Here is a 24,269-nt window from a genome sequence, read left to right on the forward strand (position 1 = left end):
TTCCTGTCCTTGCTGATAAGCCAATATCGGGCTTACTTAGACGTGATCTCCACTGTCTTGTAATCCATCAGTGCCGCAGGATGTCTCAGGATGCCTTTCACGTTCGGCTGCTCCATGTAGGCCTTTGTGCTGTAGTAAAGCGGCAACACAGGCATATCGTCAAAGAACATTTTTTCTGCATCGTGCATCAGGGAAAACCGCGTTTTCTCATCCGGCTCCACGCTCGCTTTTTGAATCAACTCATCGAATGCCTTGTTGCTGTAGTTAATCCGATTGCCAGGGTGACCTGTCTGAAAAATCTCGATAAAGTTGAGTGGGTCTGCATAGTCCGCATAGAATGTGGAGAGCGACATCTGATGTTTGCTTGCACGCTGCTCATCGAGGAATACCTTCCACTCACGGCTATCCAGCTTTACTTCGACGCCCAGGTTTTTCTTGAACATTTCTTGCAATACTTGTGCGACGGTCTTGTTCAGTGCGTTCGTATCATACGTGAGAGTCACTTCCGGCAGCGTGGTCCAGCCCTCTTCCTGCATGCCTTGGGCCAGGAGTGCTTTTGCCTGTTCCAAATCGTTGTCCTTGAAGAGCTCCCCACCTACCTGGCGGAAGTCTTTGCCATCTGGCTCAGGGAAGCCAATCGGCACGATCCCCATTGCTGGAACCTGTTTGCCTTGTGTCACCTTGTCAATGAGCAGCTGGCGGTTTACCGCAAGCGCAAACGCCTTGCGAACGTTTTTGTTGGTGAATGGCGGCATGGCTGTGTTCAGACGATAGAAGCTAGTTGCTGCTTCTGGGGCAATTTTGGCCTCACCAGATGCTAGCAGCTTTTCTTTTGAATCTTTCGGCACGGTTTCGATGTTATCGAGCTCGCCTGTCTGGAACATTTGGAACTGCGTATTTTCGTCATTAATCATAACCCAGTTGATGCCCGCCAGCTTGACTTTATCCTTATCCCAGTACTTTTCGTTTTTCACCGCTTTAATCGATTGATCATGAGTCCACTCAGTAAGCGTAAATGGTCCATTGGAAATGATGGTGGATGCATCGGCAGACCAGTTTGGATTGGCTTCCACGGTCTTTTTATTTACAGGGTAGAATACCGGAGCCGCCACCAGGCTCAGAAAGTAGCCTGTCGGTGCTTTCAGTGTCACTTCCAGCGTTTTGTCATCAAGGGCTTTTACCTTCACATCATCAGCGGTGCCTTCACCTTTGTTGAACTTTTCGGCCCCCTCGATCACATATGCAAGGAATGCTGCCGGAAAGGCATTTTTCGGGTCGACCATGCGCTTCCAAGCCAATTCGAAATCGTGGGCGGTTACTGGGTCGCCATTGGACCATTTGCTGTCCCGCAGCTTGAATGTATATTTCTTGCCGCCTTCGGAAATCTCCCATTTCTCCGCGATCGCTGGTTGAGTCATATGGTTTTCATCTAATCGCACGAGACCCTCCAGCACGTTGTACAACACCTCGAATGCTACCGGATCATACGCTTTTGGTGGATCAAGCGAAACCGGCTCTGTTTTCAGGTTAGACCGCAAAAATGCCTGTGTATTCGCATTTTCTTTCGGTGCCTCCTGTGTCGCTTGCGGTGATTGATTGTTGTCTGCAGGCTTGCTAGTTGCTGATGGTTGGCTACTGCATCCAGCCAATGCCAGACTGGCCATTAGCGTCAGCGTACCGACAAGTTTTAAAATTTTTGGAGCTTTCCTCATCACAATATCCCCCTTGCTTATCCCTATTTGTCTATTTATTTTGATATGGACCCTGATTGTGAAAGGGCACGTATATCATCGTTCTACGAGCATCCAGACAATCTCACAGTCCTCATCTCCGGCATTGTACGCCCAGTGCTCTTCTCCAGCTGGTATCAGTGTCGCTTCTCCCGCTGAAACCGTGTACTCTTTTCCACCACTGCCAGTCTGGATGGTCCCCCGGATGATATAAGAATACTCATCCTGTTCGTGTGACCCTTGACCTTGCATGGGCACGCGTGCTTTTGGCGGAATGACCACAGTACCAAACATGACCTTTCCTCCCTCGATGATGTCTTTGGGAAACAAAGTTTTCAGCAAAGAATCTCCTGGTCGGTCATCTGGTTTCACTTCATTGGCGTTGATTACGATCATTGCATAATTCCTCCCTATGGATCTTTTTAGGCAGCGCAAATAAACAGAAATTTTAGATAATTTTCTGTAAAAAAAAGAATTGGTCTCTGTTTTGCGTTTCTCTAGTTGTTTATTTTAAATATCACTGGCGTCAGCACGCTGACTACCTGTGCCGCTTCTTCTGTTGGATTAAACCACGTGTGATCGAGAGTCGATGGAAAATGGATGGAGTCTCCTTTGGTTAGGTGATATTCCTGACCATCTACTGTGAAAATCACTTGACCTTCGATGACGTAGTAAAATTCCTCACCGGGATGGTTAAATACCACCTCCTGCTTTTGTCCAGGGTGCAGTGTTACATGAAACGGCTCTAGTGCCCTGCCTGTAAAATCACCGCCCAAGCGCACATAGATCGCACTCGATCCCTCAATCTGAAACTGCTTGCGATCTGACTCGGGAACAAAGTACTGGGAATTTTGCTGTTCCTCGAAAAAAGCGGTAATGGGCACATTCAACACCTCGGCGATTTTTTGCAGAGATGTGATAGCAAGTGAACTGTTGCCTCTCTCCACTTGCGACAGGAAGCTTATCGACAAGCCCGACTTGGCGCTAAGTTCTTTTAAGGTCATGTTCTGCAGTGTGCGCAGCTCACGAATCTTCTCATAGATGCTTTCCAGAAACTTGTTCCTCCTGTCTGAATTAAATTCATTTTCTGATTTTTTGTACCATGAAAATATATTATTCCTATACCGTAATAATGTAAAGGGTTTTTTTGTTATACTGTAATGAATTTTTGTGACACAAAAACACAGGAGTCACTCGACGTAGCTACTTAGGTAACAAACAAGCTTCGCAAATGAGTCGTTCATCTTGCGAAGCCTGTATACATCCCTATAAGAATTACTTCTTCGTATCGATAAGCAAGATTGGCTCATTCGCTTCTAAGGTTTCTTCCATTTGCGTCTGATTTCGTTTCTTGAGCTCCTTCATAATCAGCAAGCCCAGTAAACTAAAAATAACGGCGAGCATCAGAAGAAACACTCCGAGTTCTTCCCAATAGTACGTCAAGCTTCCGCCACGAAGTCCCATTCCACGGAAAAACTTGAAGTACCATGTTGCCGGGATCATATTACTCATGATTTGTATGGGCTCTGGAAAAAGGATGATTGGGGAGATCACTCCTGTTAACAAGAACGCCGGGGAGATCAGCTGTTGAGCCCTCCCCGCAGCACTAAGGGGATTCTTGGCATTCCATCCTATCAACATTCCAAACCACGCGCTTATCAAGCAAAACAATCCAAACGGAAGCATATATTCCAATGGGTTTGCGACAAAACGCAGACCCCCGATTTGTTTAAGCGCAGCCATCGTAAGAATCATAACAATCATATAGACGATCGTATACGGAATGACTCTTAAGTATAAACCAATGGGCTGCTTCAAATCGTCTGCCAGCCTACCCTCCTCCCGTAAACGTGGTACTATAGTGAGCGTTGCTCCATAGATGATTCCTAAGGAAACGATGGTGATATAACCGAAACCTATTACATTCAAATTATCGGATGTCGGATTAAATAAAGATCGCTGCTGAAGGGAAAGGTTGCTAATCGTAGCAGAGATCTGATCATCGGTTAATCCCAACGCTTTCAATTTCCCTACAGTCGGAGCAGTGCTATTCTCTAGTGAAATGATTTCTGCCATGGCGGAGCGTAAATTTCCTGTGGCTGACGGGACAGAAAAGTCTACCAGGAATCCAATGTTGGATTGCTTGCCTTGGTAACGATTTTGTTCCAAACCGTGTGGGAGATATAGCACCGCTACGTATTTTTCATTGGCGAGCAGCATTTCAGGATCAACAGCCTGGTGAAGAATGCTCTTTACATCGATATATTGAGAGGCGTTCACCTTGTTAATCAGTTGCTGGCTATACAAACTATTGTCCTCGTCTATGACGGCTATGGATGTCTTGTTAATCTGGTTGTGGCTATACAAATAACCAAAGAAAACCGAAACAATAAGTGGGGTTAGCATTGCCTTTAGGACAAATTTGCTGCTTATCATCAATTTCCATTCTTCCAGAAATGCTCTCACTCTACGCTCACCTCAATGGTCATACCTGGGAGAATGTTTTTTGTGCGCTCAAGATACACGCGGATTTGAAAGGTATTTAGATCGGACTGACCTTTTTCCCTGCTCATCCGCAGACTCGCAAACTGAGGAGCAGCGGTAATAAATGTAATCGTCCCTTTCAGATTCTGATCAAGCGCTAACACGTGGCCAGCAATGGAATCACCGACCGTGAGCTTCGCAGCCCGTGTCTCATCCACATAAAAGTCGTAGTATATCTGGTTCGTTTGTAACAAAATGACGGGGGCACCTGCAGAAACGTTCTCACCCGTTTTAGGAATCACTTTGACAATTTTTCCATCAAGAGGGGCGCGAAGAGTCAGACGATCTTTTTGGACAAGAAGTGACTCCAGTTGAATTTGCAAGACTTCTCTCGATTTCGTTAACAAGTCAATTCCCATTGCACTGTTTTGTAATTCCGCTTTAGACTGTGCAATCATTTCTAATCCCAGCATTGCTTTTTCAGTCGACTGGCGTGCCTGATCTTTATCTTGCTGCTGAGCACCTCTGCTCATTTGCTGGTAGGTTTCATCCTGTTGCTTTTGTGTGTTTTGTGCACTGATTAGTTGAAGATTAGCCGATTCCAATGCTGATTTAGCAACTGCACCGCTTTCGTATAGCGATTGGATTCGATCATAATTGGTCTGTGCGTTTTTCAGCGATTCCCTTGCTGTATCAACAGCCAGGCGCTGTTTCTCCAGATCTTCCTTTCTAGTTCCTTCCAGGATCTTGCTTTCTGCGGTTTGTGCACTCCTGATTCCAAGAGCTGTTTGACTCTCTTGGGTTTTTACCTTCTGTTGACCAATTCGGATTGAATCCTGCATCTGCGAAATTTTGATTTCTGTTGATTGAATGTCGGATGTTACTTTGGCGATTTGCAGGTTGATGTCAGTAGGATCCAACTGGATCATTACATCCCCTTTTTTTACTTCCATCTCTTCCTGTACACGAACATCTGTTACTTTGCCACCCACCTGCTGGAATGAAACGTTAATTTGTTCCGCGGTTAAAATACTACCTTTTTGCTGCATGGCGAGTGAAACCGCATCTTTTCCATCTAATAAAAGCCCAAAGCCACCTATGGTTAGTACTACTATCATGCTCACAATGATTGTTATATTTTTTTTCATATTGGTTCCTCTCACCGATCATTTCTGTTTGTATCATGTTGATCTCACTTGATCTCTTCATTACGCAACCCTTTTGCTCCTGTAAGTAGCTGTTTCAATAGAGAATGCATCGTTTCAATTTCCTCCAGGGAAAAATGCTTGTACTTTGCCATGAGGAAATCTTGTTTGCGCTTCTCCAAATCCGTTAATCGCTTCCTACCATCTTTCGTGAGCCCAATTTGGACAACACGTTTATCTGCAGATACACGCTTGCGGGCAAGCAGTCCCTTTTGCTCGAGTTTGACCGCATTTGCTGAAATGACAATGGGAGAGACGCTTAGTTCATGAGCGATGGAAGTAACGGGCCAAGCTACATTCTTGTCAGATAGCAATTTCATAAAATGAAAGTCAAGGATACTGAAATCATCCATTATTTTATTCATTTCTTGTTTATACTTCCGAATGATTTGTTGGAGGATGATATCAACCTCTCTCATCCTTTGAGACCTCCTATGCATCATAATGGTAGCTCCTGTTCAGTCTTTTGTATGCATTGAGCCAAATCGCTGATATTTGTCTTACTCTTAGGACGGAAAGCATCTGCTGAATGCCTTGAGCAGTTTTAACGGGCCTTTGATGCGAATTTTACGTGAGAAGACGGCTGATAAAATTCCCGTCTCTTTGGCTAGCATGCGAATCCATGTTTGACTATCAGCAATCAATTGGAAATCTGCGTCACCGATGTGTCCCATTTTTACAGAAATGGTCTTGTTCTGAATGACAATCGTTGCTTGCGCTTCTTCTTCTCCAGTAAAAGTAAAATGGTAGATAGCCACTAAATCTTTTGCTTGATTTCGTTGAAACATGTGGGGAAGCCCGGCCAAAAATGCGCGGATTGATTTTGATCGTAATCCATTACTCACGAGTCGAACTTCTTTATGAGGAAAACGCTTTTTAACATGTTCCTCGGCGTCGGAGTTTGGCACGACGTAAACCATCTCCTTTTTATCCTGTAGTGGTTTGGCAACCTCCTGGAAAAAATTCTTGCGATCGGCAAGAAAAGGGCCAATCACATCTTCACCCGCAGGACAAACGGATAAACAGTAAGCTGCTTTATAGTTCGCACCAAAAGAAAGACTTTGCCACATGGAAGCCGTTTCTGCGTCATTGACTTTGGCTTTGTACTCTTTCGAATTTTTGCTGCTTGCTATTGTTTCCACCCAATCAGTAAAACCGCCGGAAAATTCTCGATAGTTGTGTGTATAGCAAGCAGAGAAATTAAAATGACCATCAGCACCAATGGCTCCTACTGGGCAGGCAGCCACGCATAATTTGCATTCCAAGCAGGGATTGTAGTCAATCGGCTGGCTTTCTGAAGACAATTCTGCATTCGTAAGGACTGTTCCTAATAAAATGAAGTTTCCAAACTTGGGATGGATCACATTTCTGTGGATGCCGATTTGGCCGAGTCCAGCAGCAACCGCAATCGGTTTATGGGAAATGACCCATGCCTTGCCGGAACTTGTCACCTCCATCGGAAATCCCGCCGGTGGATTCAACGCCTTAATGCCACGTGATTCAAGCTCTTTCACAATTTGATGTCCGATATGTGTCACGTCATCAATCACATGATGGAATTCCGCGTTAGCAATGGACCTGGCTGTTGAACGCAAAGGTTCACGGTTCATTTTGCAAACGAAACTGATTAATGTCCGTGCTTGGGGAAACAGGTTAACGATGTCGTTGCGCTGGGCATCAAGCTCAGTCCGGTTAATAGAGACAAAACCGACATCGTCTGCTCCTGCATGCAGGCATAGCTCGCGCAACCACTGTGTGTCAATAGGAGCAATGTGAGCTTCTTCTGCAGCTTCTTGTTTCATACGGTACTTTATGACGCTAGGATGGTCATTCATTGTAGACTTTGACATCGTGTACCACTCCTTTTCGATGATGTTTTGGTTGCTCCCTGACAGAAGGCTTGCTTGCGTTTCGATTGATTATCGCTGAACAGCCTCAAAATATGATGATCATAATATATTATTACCATCATATTTTGAGGCGGTCAATATCTCTTTGTCTCATTGCCAACAGTTTGGTGGCATATCGATCACAACTTATGCTGTCTCATCTATAAAATAAAAGCCAAATCTTGTCATCAAGATTTGGCTCGTAACTACTATCAAGCTTTGGTTTACGAAGGATTGAAAAAGGCTTCTATTCCACATTAGAATCTTACAAGAGCCTATTCAAAGAAGTCTTTTACTTGATGGATAAACTCTTTCGCAATCGTTCCTTTTTCATCGAAATCAGGATCAAAAATGGTCAATTCCATCCCTACAGACTTTTCGTGTGACAGAAGGACTTTTAATAGATGACGCAGTTCATCGTAAGTAAGCCCACTCTCAGCCCTGCTATCGACTGCTGGCATATGACAATCTGCTAAAACATCGACATCTACATGAATGAAAAAACCATCTACATTCTCTTTATCTACATGCTCCAGAAATTCTTCAGCAATCCGCTGAATACCCGAATTTCTCAGTTGTATCAGGTCTATATATCGAATATCAGAGTCTAAGATAGGCGCAATATAGTCTTCATCAAGTTCTGTATTGCCAACACAGTAAACATTGGACTCTTCAAAGTAGGGTTTTAGACCGTAAATATTCGTTAAGCCATCTACGCCCCAACCTGTTACGATAGCTAAATCCATTCCTGCAACTGCTTTTGTTTGCGAAATTTTGGTATCCACATAATCCGTATGTCCATCTAAAAAGAAAAGAGCGTAATTTCCGTGTTGCTTTAAAGCGAGTGCAGTACCAATAAGTATGCTACAGTCCCCACCAATAATGAGTTTAAAGCTTTCCGCATGAAAATGCTCCTTCAACATGTTCGATTGCTTAATCGCGTAGTCAGCTACCAGTTTTTCATTTAAAACACCACTGATCTGGTCAAAAATCATTTGATATTCCGGGGGCTCCAAAGAAAAAATACGCCTGGGTTGCACGTACTCATAGAATCCATTCTGTTTAAGATGCCGAGGAAGTTTTTTTACACCAGGCTCATAGTCATTTAGTCTCTTTAGTCCTAGATTTGAGTTAAATTCAAAAATATCAATTCCTCTCTTTTTTAAACTCAGTGAAAACACTTCCTTTCTGAATTAGATTTATCTCACTCTCGTTAACTATGTTATTTCTTTACGCTCTTTGTTCATACAGCTTAACAATTTCGATGATGGTGTTCACAGCCTGCATCATATTATCAACGGATACATACTCGAACGGACCATGGTAATTTTCCCCGCCTGTGAATATATTCGGTGTCGGCAACCCCATATAGGAAAGCTGGGAGCCGTCGGTACCACCGCGGATCGGCTGAATAATCGGCTCGATTCCGAGGTTTATTAGTGCTTGCTTAGCGATGTCTACTATTTCTATGACCGGCTCGATCTTTTCTCTCATGTTGAAGTATTCGTCTTTGATTTCAAGCTCAACGCGCTTCTCTCCGTACTTTTTCTGTAAGTCTTGTACGATTCGCGTGAGCTCGGTCTTCCTCTCCTGGAACCGATTACGATCATGCTCGCGGATCAAATAACGAAGCTGTGTTTGCTCGACGTCACCGCGAATGGAGGACAGATGATAGAAGCCTTCATATCCTTCTGTCTTCTCAGGAGTTTCCTCAGCTGGCAGCCTGCCATGAAGCTCCATAGCAATTTTAGCAGCATTGACCATTTTCTCTTTGGCAGTTCCAGGGTGAACGTTCGTTCCTTTGCATGTAATCATAGCGGATGCAGCGTTAAAGCTCTCGTACTCAATCCCGCCAAGAGGACCGCCATCCATCGTATAGGCATAGACAGCGCCAAATGCCGACACATCGAACTTTTCAGGTCCTCTGCCGATTTCTTCATCCGGGGTAAATGCCACTCTTATTTTTCCGTGTTTCAGTTCTGGATGTTGAATCAGATAAGCCATGGCTGTCATGATCTCGGCAATACCGGCTTTATCATCAGCACCAAGTAATGTAGTACCGTCAGTCGTGATTAATGTGTGGCCTTTGTACCCAGCCAGCTCTGGAAACTTTTGCGTAGAAAGGACAATATTTTGTGCTTCATTCAAGACAATATCTTCTCCGTTATAATTTTCGATGACTTGAGGCTTCACACCAGCACCAGTAAAATCGGTTGCCGTATCCATATGAGCAAGAAAACCGATCGTGGAAATGTTTTTGTCAGTATTGGCCGGAAGGGATGCCATTACATAACCGTTCGAATCTACCGTCACTTCCTGCATACCTATAGCCTTAAGCTCTTCTACGAGCATTTGCGCAAGCACTAGCTGACCTGGTGTTGAAGGACATTCTTCACTGCCCTCATCGGACTGTGTATCAACTTGTGCGTAAGAGATGAATCTATGAATGATCTCTGTTTTCATATTCTTGTTTCCACTCCATTAATTAGTAGTTAGGTAACGAAGCACATCTGTTTGTTTACCAAAAAAGCACATGTAAAATTCTACCACGATCCATGTTGAACGTTCAAATTGAACTGGGCCAAGGTGAAGCTTTCTATTTGACGGTAAACAACTAGTCGAAAGATAAAGTGCGAAATGTCACCATGCTACTCTATTGGAGTCAAGCGGTTTTAGAACAATGGAATGGCTTTTTTCATGCAAACGTAAAAGCTGACGTCAGTTGAATACCGACGCCAGCCTGTATATCCGTGTAGCCTTTTTTTATTTCGATTCTTTTACCTGGACCTCAATCGGGATGATATCCATCCGGACGTGAAGTGCTGAGGAAGCATACTCGGATGCATCATAGTATCCGATCGTATTTGCAGTTTTGCTGAAGACGACAGATACGCCTTTTCCCTTCTTATCCGAGTCGAGACTGAACGCCAGGCCGCGTGATTGCTTTTCCGTATTATCGATCAAATCGTCCAAGAGAGCTGTTTTAGCTGCGTCCGAGCCAAAAATGTTCGTGTTCAGCGAATTTCCTTCGTAGTATTCTTTCCCTTTTGGAATCAGTGTTTTGGATTCGTCCATGGTGAACTGTTTGGTAGCAAAATTGTATTTGTCCCCTTTTTCAATATAGGAAACATCCACGTTTTCATAGGCACCTTTTTTACTAAGGGTTGTTTTTGATACATCGATCAGGAACATGCCGCTTGCGCCGAAGACCTGGATCTCGCTGCCTTTCACAACCATCGCAGAATTCTCATCAATACCAAAACCGTAGTTCATTTTTTCATGGACCAGTGCCACGACGAGACGACCGATCCGTCCGCGCTTGCTAAAGTGCTGGTCAACGATTCCGCCTTCAAAAAAGCCAAGACCTTTTGTCACCCACAATCCGGGTTTGTTTCCATCGTAGGTCACTCCCTTTTCGAATGTTTCCAAAGAGGTAGTGTTCTGGATCATCGGATTGGACATAATCGCTGCACCCGCCGATGAGCCACTTACCATACCGCCTGCCTTGTACACATCCCACACTGCAGTGAGTGCCTTTGTATGGGAACCATCTGCATTATAAAAAGCTTTGGTGATGCGCGACTGGTCGCCGCCAACGAAAAAGAGCCCTGTGCTTTCGGAAATGGCTTTCACGACATCCGCGTTGTTCACCTTTTCGTTGTAATTCTTTTCCGTGATATCGATGATGCGGACATGATCCGCCGGAATGCCGTACGCTTCAAAATCTTGTTTCATCTCGTTCGACGAGGTCATGGAGCCGCTTGCTGTGGGAAAAATCCCGATTATAGCCTTTTCCTTTCCCCCTGAAAGCTCAATCATTTTGTTGTAAATGTCTGCGTTGTTGGTTTCCAGATTTCCGCCGATAATGACGAGTGATCCTTTTGCTGTTGCTGCACTTTCTTCCGCATACGCTCCCTGCACTCCAGCAGCCACCATTAAAATCGAAGTCAGACACACGGAGAGCAGTTTCGAGAAGCTACGTTTCACAAGCGACATCACAGTAACCTCCTTAGTGAATGTTATTTACTGCTTTCAATTGGAAGAAGGGCTCAATGCTGCCGACCACCTCACCCTTCCGATTTTCGATCACAGGCGTATGAAAAGCTTTAAGCGCGGCCTCCTCCTGCAAGGTCAGCTCCCCTAGCTGTTTCAGTACCTCAACAGCAGCCGGTGTGGCCGCCCGCCAGTTTCCGTCCTCCACCTTGATTGCGATTCCGATCCCCCTGTGTGGAAGGCCCAAGCAATATACACCTTCCGCGCCGCCTTTGGCGATAATTTTTCCATTGCCGACCCTCATCAGCTCAGTGCAGAAATCATTCGTACCGCTGATCATTTCGGGATGCTGCAGCATAGCGTGTGTGATTCGTTTGATCGCTTGCCTGAGTGAGAGTGGCTCGACTTTATCGGGATTGGCTAATTTGGCAAAGACGAGTGCCAATTTGTGAAGGGGAATGGAAAAATTGGGTACACCGCAGCCATCGATACCCGTCAACACCTGATCTTCCTGAATCTCAGCCAGCTCCGCAAGGCTTTCTGCCACTTTGCGCTGAACAGGATGCTCCAAATAGTGATAAGTAGCAATATCACTTTCCAGGTGCATCGCCAGCGCTAACATGCCCGCATGCTTGCCCGAGCAGTTGTTATGAATAGCGCTAGGCTCCACCTGTTTTCTCACCATCTCCAAATAATGCGCCTGGTTGTATGGTGGATGCGCGCCGCACTGCAGGTTTTCCTCTTGTAGCCCGATACGAAACAGCATTGATTCGACGACCTGCGTGTGCTGTTCTTCTCCGTTATGAGAACCGCAACAAATGGCGATTTCCTTATCTGTCATCAGAAAGCGTTCCGCTGCACCCGACTGTAGAACGGGGATAGTCTGAACCGGTTTCAGTGCAGAGCGGGTAAAGGTCATTTTTGTGAAGTCTCCTAGGCCGTATAGGAGATTGCCATCGCTATCCATGACAGCGATGCTCCCGGCATGTTTACTTTCGATATTCGTTCCGCGTTTGACTATTACCATTGTTTCTTCCATATGTGTCTCCTCTCTTACGTAAAGAGATGACAGGCGACCAAATGATCGTCTTCCACCTTGCTGACCCGAGGTCTTTCATGCTTACAGATGTCCTTTGCGCTCGGGCATCTGGTCACAAATGCGCAGCCCTTTGGGGGATTGGATGGCGACGGCACTTCGCCGCGCAGCAAAATCCTCTCCCGTTTCTGCCGGGGGTCTGCCGCGGGTATGGCCGACAGGAGTGACTTCGTATACGGATGTAGCGGATTTGTGTAAATGCTTTCCGCTGTGCCTATCTCCGCCATTCGGCCTAAATACATCACACCCACTCGGCTGCACAGATGCTTCACCACCGCCAAATCATGCGAAATAAATAGATACGTGAGCTGAAATTCTTCCTGTAAATCCTGGAGAAGATTAAGGATTTGCGACTGGATAGAGACATCAAGAGCGGAAACTGGTTCGTCAGCAACAATCAACTTTGGCTTCAAAATCAAAGCCCGTGCGATACAAATGCGCTGCCGTTGTCCCCCAGAAAACTCGTGTGCGTACCGTTTCAGATAGGCAGGGTTAAGTCCGCATACCTCCATCATCCGCATGATAGTCCGCTTTCGCTCCTCTGCATCCCCCACTTGATGCGCCGTAAGCGGCTCCTCCAAAATCTGTTCAACAGTCAGACGTGGGTTTAGGGATGCATATGGGTCCTGAAAGACCATTTGCAGATCCTTTCGTCTCGTGAGCATCTCCTTCGAGGACAGGGCTGAGAGATTTTCCCCTGCAAATAGCACCTGGCCGCTAGTTGACTTAATCAGATTCATGACAGTCCGACCTGTCGTGGATTTGCCACAGCCCGACTCGCCAACCAAACCGAAGGTCTCTCCTTTGGCGATCGAAAACGAAACGTCATCCACGGCTTTGACATGCCCTTGAGTTCGTTGGAAGAGGCCCTTTTTGATCGGAAAATGCACCTGCAGATGTTGTACATCTAAGAGGAAATCGCTCATGATTGTCCCCCTTGCTCCGCATACAACCAGCAGCGGCAGAAATGACCGCTTGAGAGCGGAACCAATTCCGGGTCCTCTAGTTCGCAGCGCTCGAAGGCAGCACTGCATCTGTCACGGAAACGGCAGCCTATTCTGATTGAACCGGCGGCTGGCACCTGTCCGCCGATGGAAAACAAGCGGTGCTTTTTTTCATGCAGACTAGGGATCGACTCAAGCAGCCCACAGGTGTAGGGATGCTTTGGATTGTGGAACAGCGTGTCCACATCAGCCTCCTCCACAATTTCTCCTGCATACATGACAATCACCCGATCGCACATTTCGGCGACGACCCCCAAATCATGCGTGATGAACAGGATCGAGGTGTCTGTTTTTTCCTTCAGCTCACGCATGAGGTCCAAAATTTGCGCCTGGATCGTCACATCGAGCGCTGTCGTCGGTTCATCTGCAATCAACAGCTGCGGCTCGCAGGCAAGCCCGATAGCAATCATTACCCGTTGACGCATGCCGCCGGACAGCTCATGAGGATAGCTGGAATAAATCTCCTCCGCACGTGGGATTCCGACCAGCTTTAGCATCTCGATCGATTTTGCTTTCGCCGCCTTTTTGGACAAATCCGTATGGAGCAAAATCACTTCATCTAGCTGCCGCCCAATCGTGAATACAGGGGTCAGCGATGTCATCGGCTCCTGAAAAATCATTGAAATCTCATTGCCCCGGACTGCGTTCATCTCTTTTTCCTTCAGAGCGAGGAGGTTGGTACCCTTGTAGCGGATTTCTCCCGACGCGATACGCCCCGGAGGTGTAGGCACCAGTCTCATGATGGATAAGGAAGTAACGCTTTTGCCGCATCCGGATTCCCCGACCAGCCCCAAGGTCTCTCCTTTTTTCACTTGAAAAGAAATGCTGTTCACAACCGTATATTCTGTCTCATCATTACGAAAATTGACCGTCAAATCAGTTACTTCCAGCATGATGTCTTGCATGAGCCCCGCCTCCTACTCCTTTAATTTCGGGTCAAGCGCATCACGCAGCCCGTCGCCCATCAGGTTGAAGCAAAGCACGGTAATGACAATCGCAATGCCTGGAAAAAAAGTAGGATGGAACAAATTGCGACTGTTATCCTTTGCCGCACTTAGCATGGCCCCCCATTCCGGCGCCGTAATGTCTCCTCCCAGCCCAAGGAAGCTAAGGGATGCTCCAATGAGAATGGCCGTTCCAATCCGCATCGTCAAATACACCATCACAACGGAGATCGTACCTGGAAAGATATGTCGCCTGATAATCACTGAGTCGCGGACTCCGATGGATCGTGCTGCCTCTACATAGGTCATCTCCTTCAGTGCCAGCGTACTGCCCCGTACGATCCGAATGAAAATGGGAATCGTAAAGACAGAAACGGCGAAGATGATATTTGTGATCCCTGGTCCAAGCAGGGCGATTACCGCGATTGCCAGCAAGATGCCCGGGAAGGCAAGGAGCACATCTGTACAGCGAGTAATCAATCCATCGATCCACCGTCCCCAGTAACCAGCGATCAGCCCGAGTATCGTTCCGATGGCTGCCCCGATCGAAACGGAAACGAAGCCGATTAGCAGCGTTTCTCGCGTACCCCAGAGGACTCGGGAGAATATGTCGCGATTTTGGTGATCAGTTCCAAACCAGTGAAGAGCGGATGGTGGCTGGTGTTTATACGCATTCGTCAAGTTTAAGACCAGGCTGCCTGGCTCCAGCCGCACCGGAATGGGCTCTTTCATCGGCTGATTCACTGACACAGGGATCAGAGTAGAAATCCCATCAACCGATACCTTGATCGAACCTTCCCCATCTCCGACTGCAGTTATCATGCCATCCTGACTCACCTTTACTACAGCAGGCGTAAGCGATTGGAATGAAAGGGATCTGCTTTCGGCTGTGGTTCCTGACGAATTGGTAAAGCCATCTGTCGAACTGGCAAAGCCATCGTTTGTTGCCGGAGCAGTTGCCTCCACCGCCTCATATTGCTTGGCAAACGCCAGAATCTCCTTCATCTCAGCTAGTTGCGAACCGTCCGTCAATATGGCGCTCACGTTTGCTTCCACACTCTCCCCTTGTTGCAAGGGCTGGCTCGGTACAGTAGTTACCAACTGCGACAGATAGGGCTGTCTGTTATCCTGACCGGATACGACTACTTTCAGGCGAGTCGAGATCTCCCCGTTGGATATGAGAATGGAGGTCGTGCCTTCCCCGCTCGCATATACGAAAGCCCCGCTTGCCGTTTTCCGTGCAGTGGCGATTTGTCCATCCTCGCTCACCAGGGTAATCCCGCTTGCATCGTTATTGGCGACCTTATTTCCATCGCTCATCCAGACTGTGACCGGCACCTGTTCATTCGTCAACTGGCTTGCATCAATACCTTTTTCCTTGTATTGATCCGTGACGGGCCGATGCGGGTCATAAGGAACGAGCACCGGAGCGAACACGCCTGCGAAAACGATGCACAGGACAACGACCAGGGACCAGAGAGCAACACGCTGCTTGCGAAATTTTTTCAGAAACGTCTGAAAAGGCGAGGGAGATTGGTTTTTCTTTGTTTGCATATCGGTCTCCTTCTCCTTGTTATTCGTAGCGAATTTGTGGATTTAAAAGCCCGTAGCTGACATCGACCAGCAGGTTCACCACCAAAAACTGCACGGAAAAGAGCAGAATCAATGCCTGAATCACGGGATAATCGCGGGTTAATATAGAGTCGATCAAGTAGGAGCCCAGGCCAGGCCAAGCAAAAACCTGCTCTACGACGACGGCACCCCCGAGCAAGAAGCCAAACTGCAAGCCTGTCATGGTTACGACTGGAATCAAGGCGCTACGCAGCACATGAGTCAAGACAATGACCCATTGATTTTGCCCCTTCGCCCTCGCCGTGCGGACATAATCCTCCCGTAGCACCTCGAGAATACTGGAGCGCGTAAACCGTGCGATGATGGCGGCTACGCCTAGTCCCAGTGTCAGGGAAGGCAAAATCAGATGGGAGAAGGTTCCGCTCCCACTCGTAGGAAACCAGCCGAGCTGCACAGCGAAGATTTGCATGAGCATCAGGCCGAACCAGAATTCCGGTATGCTCAGGGCTGTGATAGCGGACACCATGCCGAGCCGATCTAGCAGCGAGTTACGCTTGACCGCGGAAAGGATACCGACAACAAGCCCAATCACAACCGCCCAGACCATGCTGGCTAGTGTCAGGAATAACGTGTAGGAAAAGCGACGCAGGATCTCATCGGACACATTCGACTTCGTGCGATAGGAAATGCCGAAGTCTCCTTGGGTGACGATCTTGCCGACATAACGCGTATATTGCAGGTAAAGCGGATCGTTGAAGCCTTCCTTTTCCTTGAGCTTCTGGTACGTGTCCGCATCGATTTCATTTCCGTAAAGCACGCGGATCGGGTCACCGGGTGTCAAGTGGACAAATAAAAACGAAATAATGGAAACAACGATCAACATCGGCACCATGCCAGCCGTCCGCCGCAAAATAAATGAAAACAAGAAGCTCACCTCTTTTGGGAACCGTTGCGGGCACGATAGCAAAAAGGCAATCTGCCTAACATGCCCGCAACGTATTGGGTCTTATTGCTTTTCGGCGGTGTTTACGATCACGGTATCGCTTGGCAGCACCATCACGCCGGAAACATTGGTTGTTTTTGCAACGATGAGGTCAGGTACATGCAGGAATACCCAAGGCGCGTCTTCGTAAATGATTTTTTGCACCTCTGCGTACTTTTTCATCGCCTCGTCTTTATTAGCTGTCATGATCGCTTCGTCAAGCAGTTTATCTACCTGTGTATTGCTGTAGAAGCCAGAGTTATTGTTGTCAGGGGCAAAACTTTTCGTATGAAAATTCGGACGAATGCCGTAATCAACTTCCCCTGTTCCTGGAGACCAGCGGCCAATCCAGAGATCGGTTCCTTTTTCGTGGTCAAGCATGTCAAACAAAGTGCCGCTTTCGTACGCTTGGACTTTTGCCTTGATTCCGACTTTGCCCAGCTGCATCGCGACATTTTCAGCAATCGCGATGAACTCACTGGAATTTCGGGTCCACAGCGTTGCCTCAAAGCCGTCCTTCATCCCTGCTTCTTCAAGCATTTTCTTGGCTTGATCCGGGTTATACTCATACACTTTTTGCTGCGCATAGCCGTAGGTGTTCGGTGCGATCGCGGAATCAGCCACAGTGCCATAGCCGTCCAATACGCCACCAATCAACTCATCCTTGTTCACGGCGTAGTTCATGGCCTGCCTTACTTTCTTGTCCTGGTATTTTTTCAGCTTAAGGTTCATGCCGACATAGTAGACATTGAGAGAAGGTGCCTTGTAAACGTTGAAGCTTTTGTCCTCGGCAATCTCCTTGGCGTTCAAAGTTGGCAGCTTGGTTATAATGTCTGTCTCTCCAGCTTTCAGCATATTGATCCGTGTGCCTGCTTCCACGACTGGCTTATACACGATGCTTTCAGCTTTTGCTGCCTGTTCCTTGTTCCAATAGTTAGCAAATGGCGCAACCTTCACGTGCTGATTCTCTTTCCATTTCACAAATTGATAAGGTCCTGTCCCTACCGGATTACGGTCAAGGTTAAAAGTGGGATCAGCCTTCTTCTTTTTCAGAGCTTCCAATGACTTCATCGACGCTGCGGGATGAGCCAGATACGAAATCATCGTCGAATTGGGTGCGTTGGCGATGATTGTCACGTGTGTCGGATCTTTGACTACGACTTCCTTGATAAATGAGAAAAAGCTTCTTCTTGCCATGCCATTTTTCTCATCCAGTACGAAATCGAGGTTGGCCTTGACCACTTCTGCGTTAAATGGCGAGCCATCATGGAAAGTAACTCCCTCTCGCAAGGTGAAGGTGATTTCCGTTGCATTCTCGTTCAGCTGGTAATCTGTCGCCAGTACCGGTACTGGCTGCATTTTGTCTGTAAAAGTCAGTAGTCCTTCAAACATGGCTCTCTGGACTGTGATGGAGTTTCCATCCGTTACGTTTTGCGGGTCGAGCGAGACGGGCTCAGCCTCAACTGCTAACGTAATTGTTTTATCCACGACCTTTTTCTCTGTCTGCGTAGTCGGTGTAGCTGTACTGGTTGCTGGTGTCGCATTACTTGTGCCTGCTGTGTTCGCACTAGGCTTGGCCTGCTCTGCAGGCGCAGAACAAGCTGTGAGCATTCCGGCAACGAGCATACAGCTCAGACCGGTAAGGAACCTTCCATTCTTTTTCAAAAAACATCCCCCTCCTTTATGTGCAATGCATCGACAAGTTCAATCAACCTGTCTGGGATTCTACTTAAGCAAAGAGCGTGCCAACTAGAATGAACTGGAGGAAGGATGGTTTTATATTTTAAATTTTCTATATTTTATGTACAAATCACCCTTTCCCCTCCTATAATGGTTAAAAATAACGAGGAACATTATAAACATTTATAACCATTAACGACCATTTCATGAGAAAGATTCAGGGGGAATACGATGCATGCCAAAGAACTCATTTTATTGACCGGGACGATGGAAACCCGAAAAATGCTCGTCCGCCAGCTTCAAGACGTGATTGGCGATTTCGTGCGCATTCACTCTTATTCCTATGATGAGGGGATTCCACAAGTCTTTCACAACCAGCTCATCATTCTCTCTACCTCTGCAATCGAGGAAGAGACCGCTCCTTATATCGGAACCGGCTGTACGGTCGTAGTCGCCAAGCGGACGGTCAATTTTGAGCACATTGACAAGCTCCTGTTTCTGCCAGAACAAACAAACGCCTTGTATGTAAACGATGCTCCAGAAACTGTCTATGAATCGATCGAGACGTTGCTGCAGCTTGGTATTAACCATATCAACTATATTCCGTTCTACCCGGGCAAAAAAAACATTCCAGAAGTGGAGTTTGCCATTACTCCGGGAGAAGTGAAGCTGGTCCCCTCGTTTATTAAACAAACTGTGAATATTGGACCACGTCTGATTGATATCACGACAATCATGAGCATTCTTCAGCATATCGGTCTGCTTGCGAACAAGGGTGACATTGTTTCGGAGAAATACATACGAAAAATCATCGATCTCAGCAAAAAGCTGTCCAAAACAAGTAAAGAGTCGGATCGATTGAACAAGCATCTGAAGCAAGTATTGGACGGGGTTAACGATGGGATTTTAGCAGTCAACAGCAAGGGCGTCATTACCGTGTTCAATGAAAACCTCCAGCATATGCTCGGGATGTTCCATGCAAAGGCGCTTGGTAGACATCTGCGAGAGGTTTTTCACAACTCTGAGCTTGTTTCGTTTATCTTGAATAACTCCGCAGAAGAATCTAGTTGGTTTTCTGTTCTGCATACCGATGTGATTGTTCACCGCTTTTATTTGGAGAGTGAGGGTGCAATCGTCGCTACGTTTAAAAATGCACACGAAACCATTGAGATGGAAAAAACGTTTCGGCGCGAGCTGGTGAAGAAAGGCTATATCGCGAAGTACACGTTTTCCGATATTCGCGGTCACAGCCCTGTCATTGAGAAGTGCAAGCAGATCGCAGGGAAAATCGCCAAAACCAATTTGACCGTGTTGATTGAAGGAGAAAGCGGCACGGGAAAAGAGCTTTATGCGAGCGCTATTCATAATGAATCCCTGCGGCGGGACGGCCCGTTCCTCGCAGTCAATTTCAGCGCACTTTCCGATGAACTGGTGGAAAGCGAATTGTTCGGCTATGAAGAAGGTGCCTTCACCGGCGCCAAAAAAGGAGGAAAAATTGGACTGTTTGAACAGGCAAACGGCGGGACAATTTTTCTGGATGAAATCGGTGACATCTCCTTAAAGCTGCAAGCCAGACTGCTTCGCGTCTTGCAGGAAAAAGAGATTATGCGGGTCGGAGGAAACAAAATCATTCCGATTGACGTGCGCGTTATCGCCGCCACCAACCGGAATTTGCTGTCCATGATCGAATGCGGAACGTTTCGGGAGGACCTCTATCATCGGCTTAAAATCCTGTATGTTCATTTGCCTGAGCTGCGCAACCGGAAATCGGATATCCCTCATCTCGTCCAGCACTTTCTCTCACAAAGTGGCAGGAGTCATATTCAGCTCCTCCCCGAGGTGATGGCACGATTGATGCAATACCACTGGTACGGGAATGTACGGGAGCTGAAAAACACGATCGATTACATGCTCGCTGTTTGCGATGGGATGGTCATCACCATGAATGATATTCCCAATGAAAGCTTTTTCCAGCGGAAGTATCAGAAGGAGCCACTGATAGCTGCGAGCCTGGTAATGGAAAAAACAGCCGTCCCCCTCCCACCGGTTGAAGAGCTGCCTGTGGACCATGAGGAATTCCTGTTTATTTTGAAAGTCATTCATTCGTTTAACCAGAAAGGGGAATCGATTGGCAGGAAAAAAATTGCAGAAAGAACCCAAGAATGGCACAAGGATTTATCGGAGCAACAAATTCGCAGTCGGCTGAAAAGCCTTGAGCAGCGAGGGTATATTGTTACGACAAGAGGCAGGGCGGGAATTAAGTTGACCCGGCCGGGAGTGGACTATTTACACGTTTCATCACATGCAAATTCCGCTAAGGAAATGGAGGTTTTCCCTCATGCGTGAGGTAATATTTGAACAGACAAGCGTCACCAACTTTACCGTGCAGGAATTCGGGAATGGAAATGGACCAATCGTTGCTGTTACCGCTGCTGTCCATGGTGATGAGCAGACGGCTATTCACGCAGCCATGCTGCTTATGAAGGAGCTTGAACAGCAAACAATCAACGGTCGCGTGAAAGTCATCCCGGTTTGCAACCCCGCTTCGTTCCGGAACCGAACACGCGTCTCCCCTTTTGATGGGATTGATATGAACCGCATTTTTCCTGGTAATGCTGAGGGTAGCCCGACGATGCAATTGGCTCATGCGCTCTGGCTTGAGACACGCGATGCCGAATATTTGATCGATCTGCATTGCATCGGTGCTGGTGGTACCACCTATACACTCGGACTCTACAAGGAATATCCGGAAATTCGGGAGCTTGCAGAGGCGCTATCTCTCCCGATCGTCATCCAATCCAGCGGAGTCAGAGGACAGTTGTTCGTTGAATCGTGCCAAGCTGGCCAAAAAGCATTAATCATCGAATTGCCCGCGGGTCAACCAGGTGGAATCATCGATATCCCAGCTGCTGAAGAGTGCTGTCGGGCTATCATCCGCAGCCTGCATCATCTTGGAATGGTGGATGCCTCGCCCTCAGGCTCCTCCGTATCCTTTTACGACGAGATCACTACACTGACAGCCCCTCACCCAGGGTTATTTATCCCTAAAGCTACCGCTGGTGAGTCGTGCGTGGAAGGAGATCTTTTGGGGACGTTTGAAGGAAATTCGGTAATTGCTCCCTTCTCCGGTGTCATTACAACGGTTAGTCCACCCCGTTACTGTTTTGCTGGAGAGAGCTTGGCCGGGATCGCACCATTAGAAAAAAGTCAATAATCCCATCCCTATTCCTGTCCGGGCTGGAGCATAAAAAACCGACGTAAAATGGAAAAGTGAAAAGAGCGGCTGTTTCTCGGTACTCTACCGGGATCAGCCGCTCCATTTATCTGGAAGCGAGTAAATGACTGCCATTTTATAACGTAAGCATTCACCGAAGTAAATCAGCCCCTGTTTTAGCTAGATGATGGCAGCAAGTATCTTCCGGTGATCGACTGCTTGGCATGAATGATTTGCGAAGGTGTACCCTCGAACACCACCTGGCCGCCTTTGCTACCTCCGTCTGGCCCCATATCGATAATCCAATCCGCTTGACTGATGACCTCAAGGTTGTGCTCGATAACGATTACTGTATTACCAGCATCGACGAGACGGTTCATGATCCCCAGAAGGTGACCGATATCTGACATATGCAGGCCGGTCGTTGGCTCGTCCATGACGTAGATACTTCCCTTCTTATGCAGCTCGCTTGCCAGCTTGATGCGTTGGCATTCTCCGCCCGAAAGCGTGCTGAGCGGCTGACCGAGTGTGATATAGTTCAGCCCCACATCGTGCAGCGCCTGAAGCTTGCGCACAACCTCTTTTAGCTGGAAAAAGTCCAACGCCTGCTCCACCGTCATCTCCAGGACTTCTGCAATGGACTTGCCGTTCAGCTTGTACGCGAGCACCTCTTCCTTGAATCGTTTTCCACCACATACTTCACATGGTAGCTTCACACTGTCTAGGAAGGCAAGGTCAGTATAAACAACGCCCAGCCCTTGGCAGTTCTCGCATGCCCCTTTGGAGTTAAAGCTGAACAAGCCCTGGTTTACCTTGTTTTCGGAAGCAAACGCTTTACGCACATCATCCATAATCCCCGTGTAGGTCGCAGGATTCGAGCGTGTTGACACTCCTACCGCGGATTGGTCGATGACGATTGCATCGGTATGCTGGCTGAGGAAAAATTCGTTGATCAGTGTACTTTTACCAGAGCCGGCAACACCGGTTACTACGGTCAGCACTCCGGTTGGAATATCTACAGTCACGTTTTGCAGGTTGTGCAGTGTGGCATCTTTAATGGACAGCTTGTCGGATGGCTGCCTGCAATCGAGTTTCAGCTGGAGTGGCCGTTTCATATGGCTACCTGTCAGTGTGCCTGACTCCAGTAGTCCTTGATAGCTGCCTTCGTACACGATGGAACCGCCGCGATTGCCGGCATGTGGCCCAACATCAACGATATGATCCGCCACCTTGATGACATCAGGATCATGCTCGACGACAATCACAGTATTGCCTTTGTCGCGCAGCTTCTGAAGCAACTCATTTAACCGATGTACGTCACGAGGGTGCAAGCCAACACTGGGCTCATCGAAAATGTATGTGACATCCACGAGGCTACCGCTCAGATGCTTCACCATCTTGACGCGCTGCGACTCGCCGCCGGACAAGGTATCTGTCTCTCGATCCAGTGTCAAATAGTCAAGCCCGATATCCACCAAATGCTGCAACCGCTCTGTCAGCGAACCGACGATTGGCGCAGCCACTGGATCATCAATCTCCCGAATGCTGCGGATGAGCTGTCCAACCTCCATAGAGGACATTTCGGCAATGCCCTGTCCATTGATCTTGCAGCTAAGCGCGGCCTGACTGAGTCTTGCGCCGTGGCAGCTGGGGCATGGGCCCTCATTGATGTACGGTGCAACCGCTTTTTGTGTACGCTCAGACTTCGTCTTCACATCTTGTTTAATGTATTTGTTTGTGAACTTCTCGATAACGCCTTCGACCGTTATATTCGTCGCTTTTCCCGCGAAATCCATCTTCACTTTTCTCGCCTTGCCATACAGTAGCTCTTCGAATTCCTCATCCGTATAATCGCTCAGCTTTTTGTCTGCATCAAATGACCCGGACTGCACGATCATCGTCCAATCCCAGCTGTCTACCTTATAGTCCGGTAGCATGATTGCTCCCTCATTCAACGATTTTGACATGTCGACGGCCTTGCTCATGTCGACGCCTAATTTGCGACCGATTCCATTGCACTCAGGACACATGCCTTGTGGATCGTTAAAGGAAAACATGTGCGCTTGTCCAACATAGGGCTGGCCCACTCGTGAGAAGAGCAGACGAAGAATAGGTGCGATATCGGTGATCGTGCCCATCGTCGAATGGGAACCGCCACCTAGCCGTTTTTGATCTACAATAACAGCCATGCTCAGGTTCTCGATTGCGTCCGCATCTGGCTGCGGATAGCGTGGTAAGAAAGTACGCACAAACATGCTGAAGTTCTCATTCAGCAGTCGTGTGGATTCTGCGGCGATTGTATCGAAGACGATCGATGACTTTCCAGATCCGGATACACCAGTAAAGATCGTGATTTTCCGTTTTGGAATTCGTAAGGAGACGTTCTTGAGATTGTTTTCCCGTGCACCCGAGATGACGATATACTCCTGATTCACTCCGCTCATGCTACCACCCTTTCGTTCATATTGTTTTTATC

At 47.4% G+C, this 24,269-nt stretch carries 19 protein-coding genes; 2 read left to right on the forward strand and 17 right to left on the reverse strand.

Features of this window, described 5'->3' with window-relative positions:
• Positions 1 to 32: 32 nt before the first annotated feature.
• The 16 genes from ADS79_RS17025 to ADS79_RS17100 all read right to left on the reverse strand — a co-directional run bounded on the left by ADS79_RS17025 (position 33) and on the right by ADS79_RS17100 (position 18,564).
• Positions 33 to 1,712, reverse strand: coding sequence for a peptide ABC transporter substrate-binding protein (locus tag ADS79_RS17025; RefSeq protein ID WP_084765968.1), 1,680 nt, complete (start codon positions 1,710 to 1,712; stop codon positions 33 to 35).
• Between the two features lie 75 nt (positions 1,713 to 1,787).
• Positions 1,788 to 2,126: a cupin domain-containing protein gene (locus ADS79_RS17030; protein ID WP_049739611.1), complete on the reverse strand. Its 339-nt coding sequence runs from the start codon at positions 2,124 to 2,126 to the stop codon at positions 1,788 to 1,790.
• 101 nt (positions 2,127 to 2,227) lie between these two features.
• The gene (locus tag ADS79_RS17035) at positions 2,228 to 2,782 is read right to left on the reverse strand and encodes a helix-turn-helix domain-containing protein (protein ID WP_049739612.1); all 555 of its coding nucleotides are present in this window, start codon (positions 2,780 to 2,782) and stop codon (positions 2,228 to 2,230) included.
• 223 nt (positions 2,783 to 3,005) lie between these two features.
• Positions 3,006 to 4,196: an ABC transporter permease gene (locus ADS79_RS17040; RefSeq protein WP_162839539.1), complete on the reverse strand. Its 1,191-nt coding sequence runs from the start codon at positions 4,194 to 4,196 to the stop codon at positions 3,006 to 3,008.
• Positions 4,193 to 5,362 carry an HlyD family secretion protein gene (locus tag ADS79_RS17045; protein WP_049739613.1) on the reverse strand — a complete coding sequence of 390 codons (1,170 nt, stop codon included), beginning with the start codon at positions 5,360 to 5,362 and terminating at the stop codon, positions 4,193 to 4,195. Before ADS79_RS17045 ends, ADS79_RS17040 begins: the two co-directional genes overlap by 4 nt.
• 44 nt (positions 5,363 to 5,406) lie before the next feature.
• On the reverse strand, positions 5,407 to 5,838 hold the full coding sequence (locus tag ADS79_RS17050) for a MarR family winged helix-turn-helix transcriptional regulator (RefSeq protein ID WP_049739614.1): 432 nt from the start codon (positions 5,836 to 5,838) through the stop codon (positions 5,407 to 5,409).
• Positions 5,839 to 5,925: 87 nt separating this feature from the next.
• A complete protein-coding gene (locus tag ADS79_RS17055; RefSeq protein WP_174769619.1) occupies positions 5,926 to 7,269 on the reverse strand; it encodes an SCP2 sterol-binding domain-containing protein in 1,344 nt (447 codons plus the stop codon).
• A gap of 314 nt (positions 7,270 to 7,583) precedes the next feature.
• On the reverse strand, positions 7,584 to 8,303 hold the full coding sequence (locus tag ADS79_RS17060; protein ID WP_201783412.1) for an arginase family protein: 720 nt from the start codon (positions 8,301 to 8,303) through the stop codon (positions 7,584 to 7,586).
• 235 nt (positions 8,304 to 8,538) lie between these two features.
• The gene (gene pepT, locus ADS79_RS17065; protein WP_049739615.1) at positions 8,539 to 9,771 is read right to left on the reverse strand and encodes a peptidase T; all 1,233 of its coding nucleotides are present in this window, start codon (positions 9,769 to 9,771) and stop codon (positions 8,539 to 8,541) included.
• A gap of 300 nt (positions 9,772 to 10,071) precedes the next feature.
• Positions 10,072 to 11,304: a cyanophycinase gene (locus ADS79_RS17070; protein ID WP_049739616.1), complete on the reverse strand. Its 1,233-nt coding sequence runs from the start codon at positions 11,302 to 11,304 to the stop codon at positions 10,072 to 10,074.
• Positions 11,305 to 11,317: 13 nt separating this feature from the next.
• The gene (locus ADS79_RS17075; protein ID WP_049739617.1) at positions 11,318 to 12,340 is read right to left on the reverse strand and encodes an asparaginase; all 1,023 of its coding nucleotides are present in this window, start codon (positions 12,338 to 12,340) and stop codon (positions 11,318 to 11,320) included.
• A 14-nt stretch (positions 12,341 to 12,354) separates the two neighbouring features.
• Complete coding sequence (locus ADS79_RS17080) at positions 12,355 to 13,323, reverse strand: ABC transporter ATP-binding protein (protein ID WP_049739618.1); 969 nt, start codon at positions 13,321 to 13,323, stop codon at positions 12,355 to 12,357.
• Positions 13,320 to 14,306, reverse strand: coding sequence for an ABC transporter ATP-binding protein (locus tag ADS79_RS17085; RefSeq protein WP_049739619.1), 987 nt, complete (start codon positions 14,304 to 14,306; stop codon positions 13,320 to 13,322). Before ADS79_RS17085 ends, ADS79_RS17080 begins: the two co-directional genes overlap by 4 nt.
• A gap of 12 nt (positions 14,307 to 14,318) precedes the next feature.
• Positions 14,319 to 15,899 carry an ABC transporter permease gene (locus tag ADS79_RS17090; RefSeq protein WP_049739620.1) on the reverse strand — a complete coding sequence of 527 codons (1,581 nt, stop codon included), beginning with the start codon at positions 15,897 to 15,899 and terminating at the stop codon, positions 14,319 to 14,321.
• A gap of 19 nt (positions 15,900 to 15,918) precedes the next feature.
• On the reverse strand, positions 15,919 to 16,842 hold the full coding sequence (gene nikB, locus ADS79_RS17095; protein ID WP_049739621.1) for a nickel ABC transporter permease: 924 nt from the start codon (positions 16,840 to 16,842) through the stop codon (positions 15,919 to 15,921).
• A gap of 81 nt (positions 16,843 to 16,923) precedes the next feature.
• Positions 16,924 to 18,564, reverse strand: coding sequence for a glutathione ABC transporter substrate-binding protein (locus tag ADS79_RS17100; RefSeq protein ID WP_236700013.1), 1,641 nt, complete (start codon positions 18,562 to 18,564; stop codon positions 16,924 to 16,926).
• Positions 18,565 to 18,810: 246 nt separating this feature from the next.
• Between ADS79_RS17100 and ADS79_RS17105 the strand changes: the two genes are divergently transcribed.
• Both ADS79_RS17105 and ADS79_RS17110 read left to right on the forward strand, forming a co-directional pair.
• Entirely contained in the window at positions 18,811 to 20,925 is a 2,115-nt protein-coding gene (locus tag ADS79_RS17105; protein WP_049739622.1) for a sigma 54-interacting transcriptional regulator, read from the forward strand.
• Complete coding sequence (locus ADS79_RS17110; protein ID WP_049739623.1) at positions 20,918 to 21,793, forward strand: succinylglutamate desuccinylase/aspartoacylase family protein; 876 nt, start codon at positions 20,918 to 20,920, stop codon at positions 21,791 to 21,793. Before ADS79_RS17105 ends, ADS79_RS17110 begins: the two co-directional genes overlap by 8 nt.
• Before the next feature lie 176 nt (positions 21,794 to 21,969).
• Here ADS79_RS17110 and ADS79_RS17115 read toward each other — a convergent pair whose 3' ends face one another.
• The gene (locus ADS79_RS17115) at positions 21,970 to 24,237 is read right to left on the reverse strand and encodes an ATP-binding cassette domain-containing protein (RefSeq protein WP_049739624.1); all 2,268 of its coding nucleotides are present in this window, start codon (positions 24,235 to 24,237) and stop codon (positions 21,970 to 21,972) included.
• Positions 24,238 to 24,269 lie beyond the last annotated feature (32 nt).

Origin of the sequence: Brevibacillus reuszeri (assembly GCF_001187725.1) — a bacterium.
Lineage (GTDB): Bacteria > Bacillota > Bacilli > Brevibacillales > Brevibacillaceae > Brevibacillus > Brevibacillus reuszeri.

What these genes read in the sequence shown, in the direction of transcription:
- ADS79_RS17025 (WP_084765968.1), bottom strand. Translation starts at nt 1,712, where the DNA reads ATGAGGAAAGCTCCAAAAATTTTAAAACTTGTCGGTACGCTGACGCTA.
- ADS79_RS17030 (WP_049739611.1), bottom strand. Translation starts at nt 2,126, where the DNA reads ATGATCGTAATCAACGCCAATGAAGTGAAACCAGATGACCGACCAGGA.
- ADS79_RS17045 (WP_049739613.1), bottom strand. Translation starts at nt 5,362, where the DNA reads ATGAAAAAAAATATAACAATCATTGTGAGCATGATAGTAGTACTAACC.
- ADS79_RS17050 (WP_049739614.1), bottom strand. Translation starts at nt 5,838, where the DNA reads ATGAGAGAGGTTGATATCATCCTCCAACAAATCATTCGGAAGTATAAA.
- ADS79_RS17055 (WP_174769619.1), bottom strand. Translation starts at nt 7,269, where the DNA reads ATGTCAAAGTCTACAATGAATGACCATCCTAGCGTCATAAAGTACCGT.
- ADS79_RS17060 (WP_201783412.1), bottom strand. Translation starts at nt 8,303, where the DNA reads ATGATTTTTGACCAGATCAGTGGTGTTTTAAATGAAAAACTGGTAGCT.
- pepT (WP_049739615.1), bottom strand. Translation starts at nt 9,771, where the DNA reads ATGAAAACAGAGATCATTCATAGATTCATCTCTTACGCACAAGTTGAT.
- ADS79_RS17070 (WP_049739616.1), bottom strand. Translation starts at nt 11,304, where the DNA reads ATGTCGCTTGTGAAACGTAGCTTCTCGAAACTGCTCTCCGTGTGTCTG.
- ADS79_RS17075 (WP_049739617.1), bottom strand. Translation starts at nt 12,340, where the DNA reads ATGGAAGAAACAATGGTAATAGTCAAACGCGGAACGAATATCGAAAGT.
- ADS79_RS17080 (WP_049739618.1), bottom strand. Translation starts at nt 13,323, where the DNA reads ATGAGCGATTTCCTCTTAGATGTACAACATCTGCAGGTGCATTTTCCG.
- ADS79_RS17085 (WP_049739619.1), bottom strand. Translation starts at nt 14,306, where the DNA reads ATGCAAGACATCATGCTGGAAGTAACTGATTTGACGGTCAATTTTCGT.
- ADS79_RS17090 (WP_049739620.1), bottom strand. Translation starts at nt 15,899, where the DNA reads ATGCAAACAAAGAAAAACCAATCTCCCTCGCCTTTTCAGACGTTTCTG.
- ADS79_RS17105 (WP_049739622.1), top strand. Translation starts at nt 18,811, where the DNA reads ATGCATGCCAAAGAACTCATTTTATTGACCGGGACGATGGAAACCCGA.
- ADS79_RS17110 (WP_049739623.1), top strand. Translation starts at nt 20,918, where the DNA reads ATGCGTGAGGTAATATTTGAACAGACAAGCGTCACCAACTTTACCGTG.
- ADS79_RS17115 (WP_049739624.1), bottom strand. Translation starts at nt 24,237, where the DNA reads ATGAGCGGAGTGAATCAGGAGTATATCGTCATCTCGGGTGCACGGGAA.